This is a genomic window from Legionella pneumophila subsp. fraseri (assembly GCF_000586315.1).
GTDB lineage: Bacteria > Pseudomonadota > Gammaproteobacteria > Legionellales > Legionellaceae > Legionella > Legionella pneumophila_B.
The window spans coordinates 78623-99392 of the sequence record NZ_JFIM01000014.1; the positions used below are offsets into that span (position 1 = coordinate 78623).

Here is a 20770-nt window from a genome sequence, read left to right on the forward strand (position 1 = left end):
CATATACTGAGTGTAATTGCTACTGGATTCCAGCCTGAAAAATAACCATGGACAAAAAATTGCGATACCGCTCAGATAAAAAAGACTTCTTAAAATTATCTTCTCGATGAGTATTTCACCAGTCTCAAGAATCTAAGATAACTGATTTTTAGCTAAACCCAGCTTCTCAGCAGGATCGACAAAGTGCGCTCCGATGCCTCATGCAAACCAAGGTGCGTTAACTGATTGAAGAGTCATTTAAAAATCAAATCTCTATAGTAAAATAAGCACCATAGAACTGTTTGCAATGCAGCAATAAAACAAAAAGGGGAGATTATGGAGAAGATCTATTATCTCAATGAAAAATAATTGATTTTAATAGCAAAAATCCCTTTGCTATTAAAAAAAAATAAGTTATAACACTCTTAACTACATCAAGGATTGATTAGTGCAAATGTTGGGTCAACACCTCAGTAAATTCATGCTGAGTTAACCAATTTATTTTCATGGAGTGAAAAATGAATAGTAAAGTATTTTCGCAACGCTTTAATCGCGAGTTGGCAGCTCTGGGATTCCCAGAGGATTTAGCAGAAAAGACAAAAGCCGTATCAAAAGTATTTGGTGTCACACGCCATTTGGCTAATTCAATGATATTTGGTCATGTTCTTCCTGATAAAGAGGAACTGGATAAAATCGCAGAAATTCTGGAAGTCTGTCCCCAATGGCTAAGTGGGGCAACAGATAGAAAAAAGGCATACTCAGGCCGTGAAACGGCTGATAGTGTGTAATAAACCTGGAATTTCATGTATACTGAAAGCTAATAGACAGCGTTTGCTAAAATTATTTACTTTGCAAACGCTTTTTTCATTGTTAGGTTATTAAAATCATGGAATGCTTAAGTTTCTGCGTGGCCAAAACCATAGATTTGACTCGTCTTGATCTTCATCTAAAAAACGTTTCTAAGGAATTTAGCGCTGTAAAAACCAGGGATGTAATACGATTAAATTCTCATAGAAACAAAGATCACACCCTGTTCATTTTTAAAAATGGAACTGTCGTATCCTGGGGGGTAAAAAGGTACCAAATCCATGACTACCTGGATATTATTAAACTGCTTGTAGACAAACCTGTAGCGCTATTGGTACATGATGAATTTCATTATCAAATTGGTGATAAAACAGCCATAGAACCGCATGGTTTTTACGATGTGGATTGCCTAACTATTGAAGAAGACAGTGATGAACTAAAGCTCAGCTTATCCTATGGTTTTTCTCAATCGGTAAAATTACAGTATTTCGAAACCATTATTGACGCATTGATTGAAAAATATAATCCACTCATTCAGGCCTTATCTCATAAAGGAGAAATGCCTATAAGCAGAAAACAAATTCAACAAGTTATTGGTGAAATTTTAGGTGCCAAAAGTGAGTTGAATTTGATTAGTAATTTCTTATATCACCCCAAATATTTTTGGCAACACCCCACTTTAGAAGAGCATTTTTCCATGCTTGAGCGTTATTTACATATACAAAGACGTGTCAATGCCATTAACCATCGTCTTGATACGCTTAATGAAATTTTCGATATGTTCAATGGTTATTTGGAAAATCGCCATGGCCATCACTTGGAAATAATTATTATTGTATTAATTGCAGTAGAAATTATAATTGCGGTTATGAATTTCCATTTTTAGGGTTTTTCCCTGAATTTATGACCACTCTAAAATCCTGTTTTCTCAAAGACACCTCTTTGCGCACAGAAATACTTGCTGGGGCGACGACCTTCCTTACCATGGTTTATATCGTTTTTGTCAATCCAAAGGTTCTGCACGACGCAGGAATGGACCAAGGCGCTGTATTTACAGCCACGTGTTTGATAACCGCTTTCGCCTGCGCATTAACAGGTTTCATAGCCAATACACCAATAGGTGTAGCGCCAAGTGTGGCTTTAAATATTTACTTTTCTTACAGCGTAGTCCAAGGAATGGGAGTTGACTGGCAACACGCCTTGGCTATGGTATTCATTTCCGGTTTGCTTTTCCTGTTTCTTACCCTCACCAAATTAAGACGCCTCCTGATTGAAGCAATCCCTCATAATTTACAAATAGCCATTGTTATAGGTATCAGTTTGCTAATCGCCTTAATTGCTTTAGAAAATAATCAAATCATTATTGGTGACCAACACAATTTAATGCAGTTAGGACAGATCATCAGACCACAAACAGGACTCTTTTTCCTGGGATTTCTTCTTATTCTTACTCTGGATTACTATAAGATTCCCGGTGCCATAATCATCGGAATATTGAGTATCAGTGTTTTAAGCTTGATGTTGGGTTTGACCCATTGGCAAGGCTTGATTGCCCTGCCACCATCGCTCAAGCCTACCTTTTTGCAGTTGGATTTCTCTGGTCTTGCCAGTATCGTCGCTTTAAAAACCATTTTTACCTTTTTTCTAATCACGGTATTTGATGCGACGGGATCATTAATTGGCTTACTGAGTCCAACCATTTTTAAACACGAAAAAAATTATTATACACGCCTGACTCGCAGTTTAACTGCCGATGCAGCCGCATCTTCCCTCGCAGGTCTAATGGGCTCTGCCAGTACTTCACCTTATATTGAATCAGCAACCGGAATCGAAGCCGGTGGAAGAACTGGACTCACTGCGCTGGTGATTGCAACAGGATTTATTCTGATGCTATTCCTTTTTCCACTTGCCAAAATGATTCCAAGCTTTGCAGTAGGGCCGGCTTTACTCTACGTCGCCTGTTGCATGATAAAACATATTACTAATATGAAATTACAGGATATCACAGAAACAGCACCCTGCATGGTCATCATCATGATGGTGCCATTCACCGCGTCGATTGCCGATGGGATTGGTTTGGGAATTATACTTTATACCCTTCTTAAATTATTTACCCGTCAAAAACCAAATCCTTTAATTATTGTTTTAAGCCTTGTTTTTATGGTTTTCTTTTTGATTAGCTAAGTGAGTGTATTTTTTAAATTCTGGATAAACCAAAAATCATTTTTCGATAAAAAACAGGGCTACTCTTAAAAACTACAAACATAAGTTTCTTTAATTTATTGAATTTAGTAGTATTTAAATAAGGTGAGTTATGTATAAGATAGGTTATTATCTTGAATCGTTCGTTTAATGTTTCGTGCCATGGCTTCGAGACGATGCTTAGGCATCTTCTCAGCCCAAACGGACACCGGATATCGACTGCTTCTTATATAATACTTATCCATAACTCACGTTAGATAGCCAAATAACTGCCATAAGCCCGTAGTTGGCTTCATAGTAATGGAATATCATGCTTGAACAATCTTTACGACATTATTATCAGCTCGCCTTGGTGGATCCCATACTACCTGCTTTACGTGACAGGATAACGCCATTGTCCATTACCTGGTTGTCGGGGATATTAGGCTTGCTGTTTATTCCTTTTGTCTTATTAGACAAACCTTGTATTGCCATTAGCTTTCTCTTGCTTTCGGGATATTTGGATACTCTTGATGGTTCGCTGGCCCGCTTTCAAAACAAAGCTTCTGATTTTGGCTCAGCAATGGATATCGTCATGGATCGAATTGTAGAATTTTCTGCTGTTCTTGCTTTATATCTTTTTGATCCGCAACACCGTGCTACTTTAACCATTTTAATGTTAGGCAGTATTTTGCTCTGTATTACAAGCTTTCTGGTTGTGGGAATTTTTTCCAACAATACCTCTCAAAAAAGTTTTTATTACAGTCCCGGGATAATGGAACGTGCGGAAGCATTTCTATTCTTTATTGTTATGACATTATTTCCTGACTATTTTAATTTTCTTGCCGCTGTCTTTTGTTTTTTGGTCTGTTTAACAGCCTTGATAAGACTTTTTGAATTTAAAAGGAGCGCACAGGCTTCAGGTTAGGGAAATAATAAACCTTCCGAAACCTGGTTTAAAACTTTCTCTGCTTTTAATGCTGACTCCAATACAAAATCTTGTATAATTTATAACAATTCATAAAAGAGGCTTACAATGTTGCGTATTTTTTTGTATTTTCTCTTACTCGTTAATACTACATTTTGCCTGGCAAAGACTGAAAAAGCCATTTTTGCAGGTGGATGTTTTTGGTGCATGGAGGCAGATTTTGACCATCTTCCTGGAGTCCTATCGACCACATCAGGGTTTGATGGAGACACTCTTAAAGATCCAAGTTATGAACAAGTTTCTGCCGGTAATACCCATTACGCCGAATCGGTAATGGTGGAGTTTGATTCCGATAAATTAAGTTATAAAAAACTGGTTGAGTATTTCTTTATGCACATTGATCCTACCGTCAAAAATGCCCAATTTTGTGATCATGGCAGTCAATATCGCAGTGCCATTTTTTATTTGAATAATCAACAAAAGAAAATTGCCATGGAATATAAAAAAGAGTTAGAGCAAAAATTCCCCATAGTTTATACAGAAATTGTCCCATCGACTTCTTTTTATCCGGCAGAAGAATATCATCAAAATTATTACAAAAAAAATCCTATACGTTATAAGTATTATCGATATCGCTGTGGTCGGGATGCCCGAGTTCAAGAGGTTTGGGATAATAAAAAATACAAGAATAACTCTTGATCATGATCCATAGTTTTATCGCTTATCAAAAAAGAATAAGCAAATCATGAGAAAACACGCTAATCTAATAAATAATAATTTTTAATTTTTTACTATACAATTATGATTACTCAAGTTAACCAATTAGATGAACTTCAATTAAAAGACTTAAAAGCATTAAGAGCGGAGTGTAAAAAAAACGATGGCAGCGTCCCCAATCTATATATCCATATCTTGAAGCAACATCGCTCCCTTCCCACAAGCTTCCTTTATTATCAAAACGGGGTCTTGATTGGTTTTTTGAGCGTTTATTTCTTTTATGACGATGCCGTTGAAGTCGCTGTTTTGGTTAATCCCCAATATCGCAGACAAGGGATTGCCAAACAATTAGTAATGGCAGCATTACCCTTAATTAAGTCTCAAAACTACTTTAACTTGATTTTTTCATGCCCCTCACGCCTCAATGATAGCTGGCTTGCCCAAAAAGGATTTACTTATCTGCACAGTGAATATTTCATGGAGCGTGATGACTTAAATCCCATACTCGATTACAAGCGTTCATTGTCCTTTCGCATGGCGACTTTAGAGGACATTCCCATATTATGTGGCCTCGATGAAGTGTGTTTTCCTGATAAAAATCAAGATTTGGTTAACCGATTCCAGCAAATACTTAACGAAAGAGAATATGAAATTGTAATAGCTATGCTAAATAATCATCCTATAGGAAAAGCCCATATCCGCTGGCAAACCAAAAGGGCTACCTTGTCTGATATTGCCATATTGCCTAAAGAACAAGGAAAAGGATTTGGTTCTGCCCTGATTGCTCATTGTATCAATATGATATTGAGCGAAGGCAAATCTCGGGTGGATCTTGATGTTGAAACCCATAATAAAAAAGCATTAAACCTGTATATTCAGCTTGGATTTCATATTCAAAATGCTTGTGATTACTGGTCAATTAATGTGAATCAACTTGCAAAATAAACCATTAATTTTTATTTACAAATCACATATTATAAATATGGCTTGACATAATTAAAATCTCACCATTAGTATTGCGGATGGCGGTAGAGGAAGGCTTGTTTTATCAAAAATAAGGATAATTAATGAAAAAAAGGGTTGTTATTACTGGTATGGAAATAACGTCATCCATAGGATCGGGCATTGATAAATTTTGGCTTGCTGCATCTCAAGGTCAATGCGGAATTAAACGCATCCAATCCTATGATCCTTCACCCTACTCTACCCAAATAGCAGGAGAAATAACTGACTTATCCCTAGATCATCTCCCCGAATTCAACAAAAGCAAACGCTATCCTCGTGCTGCTCAATACGCATTATTTTGCGCGCATCATGCCATCGAGCAAGCAGGGCTTGAGCAAACTGAGCTCAATGCAGCAGGCACCTTTATAGGCACAAGCATTGGCGGCCAACCTGAATTGGAAGTAGGTTATAGATTATTCTTTACAGACAGTTGGAAAAAAATCCCTCCTCTTAGTGTGATTAGAGGGATGCCCAATTCAATAGCCAACCATATCGCAATTGCTTTTGGCATTGGTGGACCAAACTCAACCATTTCCAATGCCTGTGTTTCATCCGGAGAAGCCATAGGCATGGCTTACCAACAAATTGCCCATGGTAATTTGACTACAGCCCTTTGCGGTGGAACAGAATCTTTAGTCTGGGAATCAGTTATGGCTGCCTGGTGTAAGCTTAGAGTCATGTCGACCAACAATGAAAATCCCTCACAAGCCAGCAGACCGTTTGATCTCAATCGCGATGGGATGGTCATGGCAGATGGAGCCGGGATATTAATTCTTGAAGAATTACAACAGGCGAAAGCAAGAGGAGCACAAATTCTCGGAGAAATCATTGGCTATGGCGCCAGTTGCGATGCATTCCATGTCACCGCACCAAATTCACAAGGACAAGCAAGAGCTATTTTTGCAGCTTTAAATGATGCCAAGTTATCAATTAACGATATTCATTATATCAATGCACATGGGACAGGAACCCAGCTCAATGACAGCACGGAAACCGAAACGATAAAAATGGTTTTCGGTAAAAGAGCTTATGACATTCCAATTACTGCTCAAAAAGCCATGACAGGACATGCGATTGGGGCGGCAGGAGCAATGGAAATTATTGCAACAACACTAAGCTTGCAAAAAAATACGTTGTTACCAACCATCAATCTGCATACTCCAGACCCGGCCTGTGATCTGGATTATGTACCTAATGCAGCACGAGAAAAAACCATTGATATTGCCTTATCTAACCATTTCGCTTTCGGTGGAGCCAATGCCGCTTTGGTTCTGCGCAAATACATTAGTTAAGAATATAAATAGCTCACGCTAAACAGCAATTGATTATTATACAAATGGGTCAATCGTGGCCCTTTGGTAATATTAACTCCATCGCCACCCAAATAACTTTTCCCTAAGTCTGCAAACTCATACCCTACGCCAACCTGCCAGTTACGATTTAACATTTTTTGGACACCAGCCCCCACACTGTAAGCAAAAGCATAAGTGGTGTTTGAGGCAAACCACGGCGCAGGAAAGAGGAATTGGTTGATAGAAAGAGTTCTGTAATCATGAGCATTATTAAATGCTATTCCAAAACTACCACTCAGATAGGGTTGTACGGGTGTAAAGGCGCTTCCAATCAGCTTGCCTTTTAGCTCTACTCGCGCATGATTGACCTTGTAATCATAGGAATATACATGGAACAGCCCATTAAGGTTGACGTCGCCAGTGACCTTGGCATCGCTTACTCCAGCTACCCCTAAACCTAATTGGCCAATCATTTTAGGATTGATCGCGCGTTGCAGGCCAAAAAATACCTCACCGTTGGCTAAAACGCTAGTAGGAGAATCATCCGTAAAATAGAGATAATAATTTGGCGGTAAATTAGGATTAAAATTAATTATATAGATTGGAGACATTGGATAAATATACTGATTTTGTCCGGGTGTAACCCAAGAAGGGCCCCCACTCACGGTAATAATAGATGACCAAAGTAAGGGAATTTCCTCATCATAAATCGGTTCCGAAGCAGAAAGATTCATACTAAACAAAACAAATAATCCGGTGAGCAATATTTTTTTCAGCATATCCCGTCCTTTTGATTACAAATCAGCCTTCCTGATTCAGGCGCTTTAATGAACTGATTTTAATAGCAGTTATTTGATTTTATACCTTAATTAATCTCATTTTTCTAGGGTGCGATGACAATTCATCTGAATCACCAGAATGGCAGGATCATAATAAGAAAAATTATTAATCTGAAAGCCATTTGAATTGAGGATAATTCACTCGAAAATGGACAATAAGAGGTATATAATCGCTCTATTTTGCGGAATTGAAAGGTAAACTAATGAATTCTTCTCTTCGTGATATAGCAAACCTTGTTCAAGGTATTGTAATAGGCAATGATACCATCACTGTTTCCACACTATCGCCTATAGATAATATACTTCCCGGAGCTTTGGTTTTCGCTGAAGGTGAAGACAATATCAAACTCGCTGAACACTCTGAAGCGGCTGCTATTCTTATTGGTCAAGGGACCATCGATTCCCCAAAGCCATTAATTCAGGTAAAAAACCCTTTTAAAGCATTTATTACTTTACTCAACCATTTTTATCCCCCCCAAAAAATAACTTCGGGGATACATCCCACTGCTGTAATCGGTGAAGAGGTACAATTAGGCGATGAGGTTTATGTTGGGCCATTCGTGGTCATTGAATCAGGAAGTATTATAGGTAACCATTCGGTGCTCAAAAGTCATATTCATATCGGCCATAATGTGGTCATTGGAGATCACACAACCATTCACCCCCAAGTCACTGTTTATGATAATTGCCGTATCGGTTCCAATGTCACTATCCATGCCTCTACAGTAATAGGTTCTGATGGCTTTGGTTATACTTTTGTTGATGGCCAGCATCTCAAAGTACCGCATTCAGGATATGTAGTGATTGAAAACAATGTTGAAATTGGAGCCAACACAGCGATAGACAAGGCTACATTAGGCGCTACGGTGATAGGTGAAGGAACAAAAATTGATAATTTGGTACAAATCGCTCACTCGGTCAAGTTAGGCAAGCATAATATTATTTGTGCTTTTACTGGCATCGCCGGCAGTACCACTACCGGGAATAATGTCATCTTTGCCGCCAACGTGGGAGTAAGTGACCATGTTCACATTGAAGATGAAGTCATATTAGGTGCGCGTACAGGAGTTCCCCCCCACAAACTCTTAAAGAAAGGGACTGTATATCTTGGTAATCCTGCAAAACCCAAAGATGTTGCGATTAAGCATGAACTATCAGTCAATCGTATTCCATTAATACGAAAAAACATTAAATCACTTACCGAGCAAATTGCTGTAATTAACAAAAAACTCGATATTAAAGAAAAAGAGGTAGAGTAACTATGAAGCCGCCTTTGATTCTAATAGACGGTTCTTCCTATTTCTTCAGGGCGTTTCATGCTCTGCCACCATTGACAAACTCCAAAGGCCAACCTACTGGCGCAATTTATGGAGTTGCCAATATGATAAAAAAAATAATCAAAGATTATCAGCCGGAGGAAATAGCCGTTGTCTTTGATGCCAAAGGGAAAACATTCCGTGATGAATGGTATCCGGAATACAAGGCACACAGACCACCGATGCCTCAAGAATTGAGCTCTCAGTTTCAACCGCTAATCCAGTTACTGCAAGCGATGGGATTGCCCTTGCTTATCATTGATGGAGTCGAAGCTGATGATGTGATTGGCACTTTGGCAAAACAAGCCACAGAGCAAGGCATACCCGTTGTAATATCAACCAGTGATAAAGACATGGCACAACTGGTCAATGAACATGTTTCTCTCATCAATACGATGAGTAATTACAACATGGATATTGACGGAGTCAAAGAAAAATTTGGTGTAGCACCTGAGCAAATCATTGATTACCTCACTCTCATTGGAGATACCGTAGATAATATTCCGGGAGTAGAGAAATGCGGACCCAAAACGGCTGTAAAATGGCTGACAGAGTATCAAACACTCGACAATTTGATTGCACACGCCAACGAAATTGGCGGCAAAATTGGTGAATATTTGCGTGTCAGCATCCCTCATTTACCACTCTCAAAAAAATTGGTCACTATCAAAACGGATTTGGATCTACCCTTAAATTTAAACCAATTGATGCCCACACCGGCTGATAACGAGCAATTAATTAAATTAACTCGTGAATTGGAATTTAAATCATGGCTTAAAGAGTTACTACAGGAAGAAGATAATCAAAAATCCCCCAAAGACAGGGATAGCGACAGTAATAAATCCTATGAAATAATAACTACTCATCAACAGTTGCATCATTGGCTCAATAAACTGGAGCAAAGTAAACAATTTTGTATCGATACTGAAACAACCAATCTTGATGTCATGCAAGCTGAGCTGGTAGGCATCTCTTTAGCAGTTGAGGAAAAAAAAGCATCTTATATTCCTCTGGCTCATACTGATGGCAGTACACAGTTAGTAAGGGAAGAAGTTTTAACTGCTTTAAAGCCCATTTTGGAAAACCCTGCCATAGGAAAAATAGGGCAAAACATTAAATATGATTACAGCGTACTTAAAAATTATGGCATTACTTTAAAGGGCATCACTTATGACACCATGTTGGAATCCTATGTGCTCAATAGTGGTGCAGGCAGACATGATATGGATTCTTTGGCTTTAAAATATCTGGGTTATAAAACAATAAGTTATGAGGATGTTGCGGGAAAAGGAGCAAAACAACTCCGTTTTGACCAAATTCCAGTAGAGAAGGCCGGGGTCTATGCGGCGGAAGATGCTGATATTACTTTGCAACTGCATCATAAACTGTACCCTATGCTGGATGAGTCTTTACGTAAGGTATTGCATGATATCGAAATGCCTTTGGTGACTGTTCTCGCAGACATGGAAATGCATGGCGTTCTCATCGATCCCATCATTCTAGAAAAGCACGGAAGTCGTTTGAAAGAACAAATGAAGTCCCTGGAAAATGAAGCCGTACAACTCGCTGGAAAAGCATTCAATCTCAATTCCCCAAAACAATTACAAGAAATACTATTTGATGAACAAAAACTGCCTGTTGTAGCGAAAACTCCCACGGGACAGCCTTCAACTGCAGAATCTGTTTTACAGGAATTAGCTTTTGATTATCGCCTCCCGGCTGTAATCCTGGAATACCGAAGCTTATCAAAATTAGTCAGTACCTATATCGATGCCTTACCCAAAAGAATCAACCCCAAAACACATAGAGTACACACATCCTATAATCAAGCGGTAGCAGCAACAGGCCGGTTATCTTCCAGTGATCCTAACTTACAGAATATCCCTATACGGAGTGAAGAAGGAAGATTGATTCGAACTGCCTTCATAGCACCAGAGGGCAGCCTGATTATGGCGGCTGATTATTCGCAAATCGAGTTAAGGATAATGGCGCATTTATCTCAGGATGATAACCTTTTACGAGCTTTTGCTAATGGTTGGGACATACATGCCGCAACAGCGAGTGAAATCTTTCAAACGAATTTGGATGCTGTAACCAAAGAACAACGTAGACGAGCCAAGGCAGTGAACTTTGGTTTGATATATGGGATGTCTGCCTTTGGCCTGGCAAAACAAATTGGTGTGGAGCGTCAGGATGCTCAACATTATATCGATACCTATTTCCGTCGTTATCCTAAGGTACTTGAATACATGGAACGTACTCGCAAACAAGCACACCAACTTGGTTATGTTGAAACTTTATTCGGTCGTCGTCTCTATTTACCTGAAATTAATTCACGTAACCTAATGAGACAAAAAGCAGCTGAGCGCACTGCCATCAACGGACCAATGCAAGGAACCGCAGCTGATATCATAAAAAAAACCATGCTGGCTATTTCCAATTGGGAGCATTCGCAAAAGAATCCTTCTGCAAAGATGATCATGCAGGTACATGATGAATTGGTTTTTGAAGTCCGAAAGGAAGCAGTTGAAGAATGTCGCGCCATTATCCACAAGCTCATGGAACAAACTGTAAAATTATCTGTACCTCTTGTTGTGTCTATTGGCACAGGTTCTAACTGGGATGATGCGCACTGAAGCGCATAAAAGCGTTTAATTTATTGTATTTAATAGTAATTAATAGAAGTTTGACTCGCAAAGGAAGGATTTTGACCACCTATAAACTCACCAAAATAATAAGACCATGTTTTATGAATGCGCTCCAAACCAATGACTTTGGGCCAGGTATTATACTCATTCAAAAACCGGCCATGACTCTTAAATACTTTAATAAAGTTCTCTCGCATGGTATCCGAATCAGACCAGGCTACAATAGGAAGTTGCGGATATTTTTGTAATAGAATTCCTGCAAGCTCAGGGCCATTGCAGTTGATTTCATCAGGGCTGGCGCCCAGATCACCGTCCATAACGACGATATCGGGACAATAGTTATTGATAAAGGATAAAGCAGCTTGACTATTATTTACAATAGTCACTGAAATTGATGCAACCACCGACTCCAACAATCGGCGCAAACAAAAGGCATTAAAAGCACTGTCCTCAACAATTAATACACGCATCACAGCTCCCTCTTAACTACGAGAGAAGTATAATGTGTGAACCTTAAGAAAATCTTAAGAAAAAGGAATTAATCCAGTTAAAAATTGCAAATTGAGAAATTAACGCAGTCCCCTATTAAATTTTTTTTACAAATTGTGATTTTAATTTCATGGCACCTATTCCATCGATTCTGCAGTCAATGTCATGATCACCCTCAACCAGACGGATATTTTTTACTTTAGTTCCTACCTTTATCACTTGAGAAGAACCCTTTATTTTTAAATCCTTGATGACCGTTATCGTATCTCCATTTTGCAACAGGTTTCCATTGGCATCTTTGATAATTTTTGCAGACTCTTCGTCATTGTTATTACTGTTTTTTGGCCATTCATGCGTACACTCAGGGCAAATTAGTATGTCACCGTCCTCATAACAGTATTCAGAAAGACATTTAGGGCAATTGGGCAATTGGTTCATTTTTTTGAAAAGGCCTGAATTAAATTGATTACAAACTATTTTACTCCAATAGAAAGTATTTTAAAAATTTCTGACTACATTGATCTGCAATTGAACAATTCTGGAATGGCCGGATAAATAATGATTTTTTAATCATTATTTATCCAACAAAATAGAAATACTATGAATTATGAAGTGGATTAGTCAATACGTATTCTTCTTGATAATGCTCTTCTTTACCTTGCTTTGGTGTTCTTCTTGATAGAACACTTGGGAAATGACCAACAGGATGAATACTGTTTGTATTCAGTAATTGAGAACCACCCAAACCACGCATAGCCTCATGACTGCTTTGATCAACATCAGAAACAGACTCTTTACGTGCAGGCTCTTCTATAGACTCTGTTCCTTTAGCAACCGCAAATCCAATGGCACTTGATAATGTAGCAGCGCCAGTACCGCTTATAGCACCCAAGGTCAAAGCTCCTAAGAGACCAACACCTGAAGGAGCAAAAACTCCGGTAGCAACCAACGTAACACCTAAGGCAAAACCGAAACCAAATCCAACACCTGCAAAAGCACCCATTATCTTTAGGGTACGATAATCAGAAGATGAAACAGGCTGATTAGAAACACTGGTAACCGTTTCTTCGCGCGGGGATAAATTATCCTCTTGTGGTAATACAGGGGCTTCTTCTTCACCGATAGAAAGCTCATCTCCTCGCTCATCTGGTAAACTAAGCTCTTCAGGGGGGGTTACTTTAGGCGGGAAAATTTCCCTAACATCTTCCAAATATTGGGACCATTCAAATTCCCCGGGATTCTTACGATACCCACGAATTTCTTCCTCATTGTATCCCTTACCTTTTACGGCACGCAGCATCTCAGCATAGTCTGTTGGACTATCATCAAGGATATAAACCCGATTAGCTTTCTCTGTTTGGTGATTAAGCCGGGAATTGACATCATTAAATTTATACCCTGACTCCAGCGTGGTTAACTTGCTGATTTCTTCATCAGAAAAACCTTGATATTTGAAAACTGCTTTAATGTATTCAACTCGGTTTTTAGTGACAATATTGACAGTGACATCATCATTTTTTAATACTTCATGGAAAAATGCCACCGCTTCTGGTCTCATCAGGAAATCAACATCTTGCTGGCTATGATCAAAATTTTCGCTGTATTCTCCAAATTTTGCTTCGATCAAAGCCTGAACTTCAATTGGATCTTTCATTGGAGTACTTTTATAGTCCTGTTCCACATCCTTTTGATAGCCTTGCAACAGTGACTGATAAAACTCGGTAAATACAGTTTCGTTACCGCTTCTTCCGGTTACTGTACCATCAAAATCGGTAAAAATAATAACTTTAGGCATTGCATTTCCTTACTATTTCTCTTAATTTTAAACGACCCCACATTGTACAAAATTTAAATTAAGAGAATATTAAATACAAAAAATTGCGAAATTATTAGGCTATCTTCCCTGTACAAATTGCAATAAACTGTATTGATGATGCTTTATCAAAATTTTTTCATTAAGACAAATTGGAGGTCTTGAGATGTGTTCAATCACTCACTTTGTTAAGGGATTATTATTTCTTGTTCTTTGTTCATTCTTAACTACCTCCTTATCACAACCAATACAACGTCCTATTGAAGAGATAGCCGAATTAACTCAAACCGTTGCGGTTCAACCTCTTTCTCAATTCAGAACCACCGCTTTGGAGGATACTGGAATCATTCAAGTGATTGACGGTTCAGCCTGTGGTGAATCCAATCGCTCCGGCAGCGAGAATGCCATCAACTTACAAGGAAGCTATGATTTACCGGATTACGCAACCGATGCGACTGTGTTTCTCAACGGTTGGGATACTCGATATTTAAGTAGTGATCACCATATTGGTCGTGTTGTCTCAATCATTAGGAGCCCGCAACTGGAAGGCTCCAGATTAACCTGGGAAGCAATAGGTCTTTTAAGAGATAAAAATTTCGATGACGGGTATCGCTGGTGCTATTATTATACGGTAATCGCATGGAATCGAAATCGTATCGATGCTCGAGTTTTAGGATCTCGGGATAATACTACCTTTTCTTTTTATAATGATACTGAGCATGTCGCTCTCGTTTCAGCAGCAGGTTTTCTCAATAGTGACTTTCTTTCTGGTGATGTAAAAGCAGCGGTGCTTCCCCGAGGTTTTGTTTATGGTTGGGAAGAGGGATTTAGCCAAGCGGATCATCATCTTTTACAAATTGCTTACAACCTTGACCATAGCGAAGCCTTTCTGCAAGCTGGCCGCGATTGGAGCGGACCTGCACCAAATGTTAGCAATAGCCAAGCTTCTCGTTTTGTCAGCTGGGAAACACATGGCATTTTTAAAGATAATAGTGCTAAACGTGATTTCCGCTTTGGGTCAGCCGTGAGCATTCTTGCTGGTCGTGGCATTGAAACGAAGCAGCCTCCTTTTATTATCATCCCAAAGGAGGATTATGGCAATTGCGGAGAGCTTGGCGGTGATGTAATCACCCAAGAACATGTTATTGAAAATGTGCCTTATGATTATGCTATTCCTGTGTTAACAGCATGGGAGTTGCGTTATCCATGTAAAGATCACCACGTGAAACGACTTGGTGTGTGGCTGCATGATATTAGTTATGAAAAAGCGCCAACCAGCCAGGTTGGCACACTTCGCTATAGCATATCCAGCATCTTGCGCGATAAAGATCGTGTTCCGTTGCACATACCACGTCATAGAATCACTTTGCTGGGGATGAACAGCACTCCCCCTCGTCCGATCCCGGTACCTGATTAATAGAAAAAATCAAATGTCTATATCGTGGGCCAACAATCGCCTGTTGGCACGAAAATAGGTCATTGGAGAATGCTCCAATAAATCGGATAATTTCTCCATGTAGATACAGGCGAATCTATCAACTTGATAGGCGAAGTAACTCTCTTCCGCCCCGGCGCGAAAAACTCTTTCCCATTTGGGATTATAGAAACTGCTTTGTTCTTGTAATAATCTTGAAATTTGTAAGTCAACAGTGGCTATTTGCAATTGCAAGTCATGAATTTCCTGATCATACTTTTGCGAATCTTCGTCAATACTTCTCGTGCACAGATCGACGTATTTCTGCTCTAACTCTTTTTTAATGGCCATGGCCTCAACAATTTTCTTTTCAATTGGCAAAGCCCTTATCTGGGATGCAATTTCCTCACCTAACTCTTCAACAACCAGAGCAGTACGCCAATTACAATCTTTTTTCAATCGTAATATATCACCGTAAATATGATCTCCTATATAGAGAATTTCATCTCCGCCAACCCCAAGATCTTCAGTAAATTTTTTGGCATTACCTCCTTGGTATACGCCAGAAACTATTCGGCCATGAACATTGGTCATCGTTCCGTTTTCGGGATTAACCGATAAAAATCGTAAGTTATCATAAAAGAATCGCGGTTTATTTGCCAAGGTAATAATAAACTCAAATAAATCTTGCCAGTGTTCCCCTTTATCCAGAAATGGAGACAAGGCATAATCCAACAACAATTTAGAATAAGAATATTCTGAATTGGTCAGAATAAATATTTTTTTCCCATAACGAATAAAATGCTTCAATCCATCAACCACTTCCTTTTCTCTTATCACATATTTTTTTAAATTTTTAATAATTATGTTTTTCAAGGTACCATCTGAGTGAACCTTATCCACACAATATTGTACGTCTTGCGCTATGGTTTGATAGTTTGGCATTTTATCGGGATTGCTATCTTTTAAATCAACCAACTGGCCATACAGGATGCAAAATGCTATGGAAAAAGAAGTATCAATTGCCATGTAATTAGGATCACCCAGATCAACATAAATACTTCTGTAAATTTTTTTCTGATCACTAAAACTGATCTGTTTCGTGCCATGATAACTCAATCTAATGGCACCATATCGGCTCAGTTTTAAAATGTTGCCATTCTTACTGTCAATCACCAAACCACGAATAGCATCATCAAAATTAAATTTGAATTTTTTAATTTCTTCAGGATAGTGAAAGCTCTCCACCAGTCTTTCCTTGACGAGATCGTAAACTAAAGATTCAAAATTTTTCGAATTATATCGGATTAGGGTATGGTCCATATCCAAACCAATTAGTTTAATTTTTTTCATATTTATAATTCGATTTACAAAAACCTTGTGCGTATCCATTTTTGAGGAACCTATAAAATTATTGGCAATAAATGTTTTGAGATATGAACGTATACAAGTCGACTATTTTAAATTATTCACACCACTTGCTGAAGCCACTAACACTTTATCTGCCAAACGTTTGGCAAACACTCCATTCTCAACAACACCCGGGATTACATTAAGACTGTCTTCCAAGGCCATAGGTGTTGAGAAATTCAGATTAAACACATCCAGAATAATATTACCATTATCAGTAACGAAACCTTCTCTGTATTCAGGGTCTCCCCCTAATTTAACAATTTGTCGTGCAACAAAACTACGGGCCATTGGAATGACTTCCACAGCAACGGGAAACTCTCCTAAACGCTTCACAGTCTTGGATTCATCAACAATACAGATAAATTGGGTAGCTACATTCGCTACAATTTTCTCCCTAGTCAGGGCTCCTCCGCCCCCCTTTATCATTTCACCGCGCTCATTGACTTCATCAGCGCCATCAACATAGACAGGTAAATCCTGTACTGAATTTAAATCAATTACAGGAATACCTTCTTCTCGAAGCAATGCTTCGGTTGCTTTTGAACTGGCGACACAAGCCTCTATCTTATGTTTGATTGCAGCTAATTCTTTTATAAAAAAATTAACTGTAGAGCCGGTTCCAACACCTATTACCATATCATCTTCAATATAAGCTATAGCTGCTTTAGCTGCTTTGATTTTTAATTCACTCACGAAATAGCCCTCTTTGCCTAATTACTTCATACAATGAAACACCAGTCGCCACTGACACATTTAAACTCTCTACACTTCCCATCATAGGCAAAGAAAACAATCCATCGCAATGCTCGCGAGTCAATCTTCTTAACCCGGTTCCTTCTGCTCCCATGACAAGAGCGATGTTTCCAGAACAATCCATTGCATAAAGTAAATGCTCTGCTTCGCCAGCTGCTCCAAAGATCCAGACGCCCTGTTGTTTTAAAATGTCCATAGCCCTTGCTAAATTAGTGACTCTCACCAAGGGAATCGATTCAGCAGCCCCACACGCCACCTTACTGACAACGGGAGTAATGCTCGCACTTTTATCTTTAGGAATCACAACAAAATCAACACCGGTTGCATCAGCTGATCGCAAACAAGCGCCTAAATTATGGGGATCTGTAATCCCATCCAGAATAAGAATCAATACAGGTTTTTTACTTCTTTCTAATAAAGTAATCAGATCACTTTCACCGTATTCGGGTAATGCCGAAGCAAGTGCAACAACCCCCTGATGCGTAAACTCGGGAAACTGCTGATTCATTTTTTGCGCGCTTAGCTTTTCAATAGGGACATGGGCGCTTTCTGCCTTGACTAAAAATTCATGAAGCCTTTTATCTATTCTGTCTTGATTAACAAAGAGTTTTTTTATCATTCGATGCGGGTTTGCTAATAATGCAGAAACTGCGTGCAACCCGTAAACATACTGCTCATTCATTACAAACTTCATCCTCGACAGGCTCAAAATCTATTTTACGTTCGTTTAAATCAACACGAGCTACCAACACGGTCATTCTATCTCCCAAACGATAAACCTGACCGCCGCGAGCCCCTATTAAACGATGTTTTGCAGAGTCAAACGTATAATAATCATTCTTTAAAGAAGTGACATGAACCAAGCCTTCTACATAAATTTCATCGAGCTCCACAAAAATACCAAAGCTGGTCACAGCGGATATTCGACCTTTAAACACCTGTCCCAATTTGTCTTGCATATACTCGCACTTTAACCAGGTAATCACTTCCCGAGTTGCTTCATCAGCACGGCGCTCCGTCATGGAGGAATGTTTACCCAAACGATTCATATCTTCATGACTATACTCAAACTCATAAACAGGATGATTATCCAGCAAATGCCCTATTGCTCTGTGAATTAACAAATCGGGAAATCTTCTGATTGGTGATGTAAAATGCGTGTAAGCGGAATAAGCCAAACCAAAATGACCTTCATTCGATTCAACGTACTGAGCCTGCTTTAAAGAACGCAGCATTACCGTTTCAATAAGATGCTTCTCCGGTCGGTCACCAATCATGTTCATAGTACGCTGAAAATCCTTAGGCCCAGGTTTTCTTCCTCCTCCTAATGACAATCCCAGCTCACCTAAAAACTGCCGCAATGCAGTAATTTTATCTTCTTCGGGAGCCGCATGAACTCGATATAAAGTAGGAATTTCAGCTTTTTCTAAATATCTTGCTGTTGCAACATTCGCTGCCAACATGCATTCCTCGATTAATTTATGTGCGTCATTGCGTATTACAGGCACGATACATTTTATTTTCTTGTTTTCATCAAATTCGATTCGAGTTTCCGTGGTCTCGAAATCCATAGCACCTCTAAGTTTACGGGTGTCGAGCAGAACATGATATAAATCATAAAGAGATTCAAGCATAGGCCACAAGGCTTGATGTTTTTCATCTGCCTTACCTTGTTCCAACCACTTGCCAACTGCCGTGTAGGTCAAACGAGCATGAGAATGGATGACTGCCCGATAAAAACGAGAGCGAGATATTTTTCCCTCTTGGCTAATCGATAATTCAGCCACCATACATAATCGATCAACATGGGGATTTAATGAGCAAACACCATTAGATAAGGCTTCCGGCAGCATGGGCACTACCTTACCGGGAAAATAAACTGAATTTCCTCGCCTTGCCGCTTCTTTATCCAAAGCAGAATCTTTGGCCACATAATGACTGACGTCTGCGATAGCAACATACAGTTGGAAGCCGCCTTTGGGCTTTTTGTAACAATACACAGCATCATCAAAATCTTTTGCATCTTCTCCATCAATGGTTACAAAAGGAAGATTACGCAAATCGGTTCGACCCCTTAATTGTTCCTCGGAAATTTGTTGTGGAATTTTAGCCACTTCTGCAAGAACATCGTCTGGCCATTCGAAAGGAATGCCATGGGCATGGATTGCTACCTGAATTTCCATGCCAGGGGCCATATGTTCCCCTAAAATATGGATTACTCTGCCAATAGCTTGCGAACGCTTGTTAGGGTATGCGATTAATTCAACCAGCACTATTTGGCCATTTTTGGCATCGCCAATGAATTCTTGGGGAATTGAAATATCCTGGGTCAGACGTTTGCTATCAGGAATGACAAAATTCACGCCATGCTCAGTGAAAAATCGACCTACAACCGTGGCATTAGCATGTTCCAGGACTTCATGGATTTTAGCTTCTGGCCTTCCTCTCCTATCCAACCCAGATTGATAGGCAAGCACCACATCGCCATGCATGACAGCCCTCATTTCTTTAGCAGAGAGCACCATATCCTCAGAACCATCATCCGGGATGAAAAATCCAAAACCATCAGGATGGCCTTGAACAGTCCCACGCAATAAATTAATTTTTTGTAATAAACAAAAGCGTCCACGCCTGTCCTGCATGATTTGGCCATCACGCAGCATGGCCTTCAACCGAAAACCTAAGGATTCCTGCTGGCTCTCAGAGCTCAAATCCAATTTATCAAACAGTTTACTGCGAGACATAGGCCTACCGTATTCATCCAGGATTTCCATGATGTATTCCCGGCTTGGAATTGGCTCGGCGTATTTTTCACGCTCCCTCTTATAAAAGGGATCTTTGGATTTTTTACTCACTTTTCACCATTTTTCTCTTCAAACTTCATATGACTAAAACCTCTTTAGTCCTGTTCTACCATTTATCACTATAACTAGCAAGGATATGCTGTCAAGTATCGGACAATTCTGCATAAAACGCTCTTTATTTATCTTATTTCCAATCTTACAAGGCAAGAAGTCCTCATAGGATTTGTTTTATATCGCCTAATCTCATATAGCCCATCATTAACGTTTTAAGTTTTAATAAGGAATCAAGATTGAGAAGCATGACAGCTGGCTAAACTATTTGCCAAAGGCTCAAGATGGCCGTATTAGCGGCCATCTTGATTTGTAATGAAA

At 39.2% G+C, this 20770-nt stretch carries 18 protein-coding genes; 10 read left to right on the forward strand and 8 right to left on the reverse strand.

The window, feature by feature from the left end; genetic code table 11:
- Positions 1–497: 497 nt before the first annotated feature.
- The 7 genes from CC34_RS0104185 (at position 498) to CC34_RS0104215 (ending at position 6909) form a co-directional block, all read left to right on the forward strand.
- Entirely contained in the window at positions 498–767 is a 270-nt protein-coding gene (locus CC34_RS0104185; RefSeq protein WP_027228070.1) for a hypothetical protein, read from the forward strand.
- Between the two features lie 98 nt (positions 768–865).
- Entirely contained in the window at positions 866–1672 is an 807-nt protein-coding gene (locus CC34_RS0104190; protein ID WP_027228069.1) for an RMD1 family protein, read from the forward strand.
- Positions 1673–1689: 17 nt separating this feature from the next.
- On the forward strand, positions 1690–2970 hold the full coding sequence (locus tag CC34_RS0104195) for an NCS2 family permease (RefSeq protein WP_028378847.1): 1281 nt from the start codon (positions 1690–1692) through the stop codon (positions 2968–2970).
- 328 nt (positions 2971–3298) lie between these two features.
- Positions 3299–3895, forward strand: a complete 597-nt coding sequence (locus CC34_RS0104200) for a CDP-alcohol phosphatidyltransferase family protein (protein ID WP_027228067.1) — start codon at positions 3299–3301, stop codon at positions 3893–3895.
- A gap of 108 nt (positions 3896–4003) precedes the next feature.
- Positions 4004–4594 carry a peptide-methionine (S)-S-oxide reductase MsrA gene (gene msrA, locus CC34_RS0104205; protein ID WP_027228066.1) on the forward strand — a complete coding sequence of 197 codons (591 nt, stop codon included), beginning with the start codon at positions 4004–4006 and terminating at the stop codon, positions 4592–4594.
- A 102-nt stretch (positions 4595–4696) separates the two neighbouring features.
- Positions 4697–5557, forward strand: coding sequence for a Dot/Icm T4SS effector N-acetyltransferase VipF (gene vipF / locus CC34_RS0104210; protein WP_027228065.1), 861 nt, complete (start codon positions 4697–4699; stop codon positions 5555–5557).
- A gap of 122 nt (positions 5558–5679) precedes the next feature.
- Positions 5680–6909, forward strand: a complete 1230-nt coding sequence (locus CC34_RS0104215; protein ID WP_027228064.1) for a beta-ketoacyl-[acyl-carrier-protein] synthase family protein — start codon at positions 5680–5682, stop codon at positions 6907–6909.
- Here the strand turns inward: CC34_RS0104215 and CC34_RS0104220 are convergent.
- Entirely contained in the window at positions 6906–7688 is a 783-nt protein-coding gene (locus CC34_RS0104220) for an outer membrane protein (RefSeq protein ID WP_027228063.1), read from the reverse strand. The genes CC34_RS0104215 and CC34_RS0104220 overlap by 4 nt on opposite strands.
- A gap of 263 nt (positions 7689–7951) precedes the next feature.
- Here CC34_RS0104220 and lpxD point away from each other — a divergent pair, with 263 nt between their 5' ends.
- Both lpxD and polA read left to right on the forward strand, forming a co-directional pair.
- The gene (gene lpxD / locus CC34_RS0104225; protein ID WP_027228062.1) at positions 7952–9007 is read left to right on the forward strand and encodes a UDP-3-O-(3-hydroxymyristoyl)glucosamine N-acyltransferase; all 1056 of its coding nucleotides are present in this window, start codon (positions 7952–7954) and stop codon (positions 9005–9007) included.
- A gap of 2 nt (positions 9008–9009) precedes the next feature.
- Positions 9010–11700: a DNA polymerase I gene (gene polA, locus CC34_RS0104230; protein WP_028378846.1), complete on the forward strand. Its 2691-nt coding sequence runs from the start codon at positions 9010–9012 to the stop codon at positions 11698–11700.
- Positions 11701–11729: 29 nt separating this feature from the next.
- On the opposite strand, the gene lerC is transcribed toward polA, so the two are convergent.
- The 3 genes from lerC to CC34_RS0104245 form a co-directional block, all read right to left on the reverse strand.
- Positions 11730–12182: a response regulator LerC gene (gene lerC / locus CC34_RS0104235; RefSeq protein WP_027228060.1), complete on the reverse strand. Its 453-nt coding sequence runs from the start codon at positions 12180–12182 to the stop codon at positions 11730–11732.
- Positions 12183–12297: 115 nt separating this feature from the next.
- On the reverse strand, positions 12298–12639 hold the full coding sequence (locus CC34_RS0104240; RefSeq protein WP_027228059.1) for a zinc ribbon domain-containing protein YjdM: 342 nt from the start codon (positions 12637–12639) through the stop codon (positions 12298–12300).
- Between the two features lie 160 nt (positions 12640–12799).
- Positions 12800–13996, reverse strand: a complete 1197-nt coding sequence (locus CC34_RS0104245; protein ID WP_028378845.1) for an HAD family hydrolase — start codon at positions 13994–13996, stop codon at positions 12800–12802.
- A 184-nt stretch (positions 13997–14180) separates the two neighbouring features.
- On the opposite strand from CC34_RS0104245, the gene CC34_RS0104250 reads away from it, so the two are divergent.
- Positions 14181–15431, forward strand: coding sequence for a hypothetical protein (locus tag CC34_RS0104250; protein WP_028378844.1), 1251 nt, complete (start codon positions 14181–14183; stop codon positions 15429–15431).
- Positions 15432–15440: 9 nt separating this feature from the next.
- Here CC34_RS0104250 and CC34_RS0104255 read toward each other — a convergent pair whose 3' ends face one another.
- The 4 genes from CC34_RS0104255 to rnr form a co-directional block, all read right to left on the reverse strand.
- Positions 15441–16820: an HAD-IG family 5'-nucleotidase gene (locus CC34_RS0104255; protein ID WP_027228056.1), complete on the reverse strand. Its 1380-nt coding sequence runs from the start codon at positions 16818–16820 to the stop codon at positions 15441–15443.
- Between the two features lie 63 nt (positions 16821–16883).
- Positions 16884–17534: a ribose-5-phosphate isomerase RpiA gene (gene rpiA, locus CC34_RS0104260; protein ID WP_028378843.1), complete on the reverse strand. Its 651-nt coding sequence runs from the start codon at positions 17532–17534 to the stop codon at positions 16884–16886.
- Positions 17527–18276 carry a 23S rRNA (guanosine(2251)-2'-O)-methyltransferase RlmB gene (gene rlmB / locus CC34_RS0104265; protein ID WP_027228054.1) on the reverse strand — a complete coding sequence of 250 codons (750 nt, stop codon included), beginning with the start codon at positions 18274–18276 and terminating at the stop codon, positions 17527–17529. The genes rpiA and rlmB overlap by 8 nt, the downstream gene beginning before the upstream one ends.
- The gene (rnr, locus tag CC34_RS0104270) at positions 18269–20449 is read right to left on the reverse strand and encodes a ribonuclease R (protein ID WP_028378842.1); all 2181 of its coding nucleotides are present in this window, start codon (positions 20447–20449) and stop codon (positions 18269–18271) included. Before rnr ends, rlmB begins: the two co-directional genes overlap by 8 nt.
- Positions 20450–20770 lie beyond the last annotated feature (321 nt).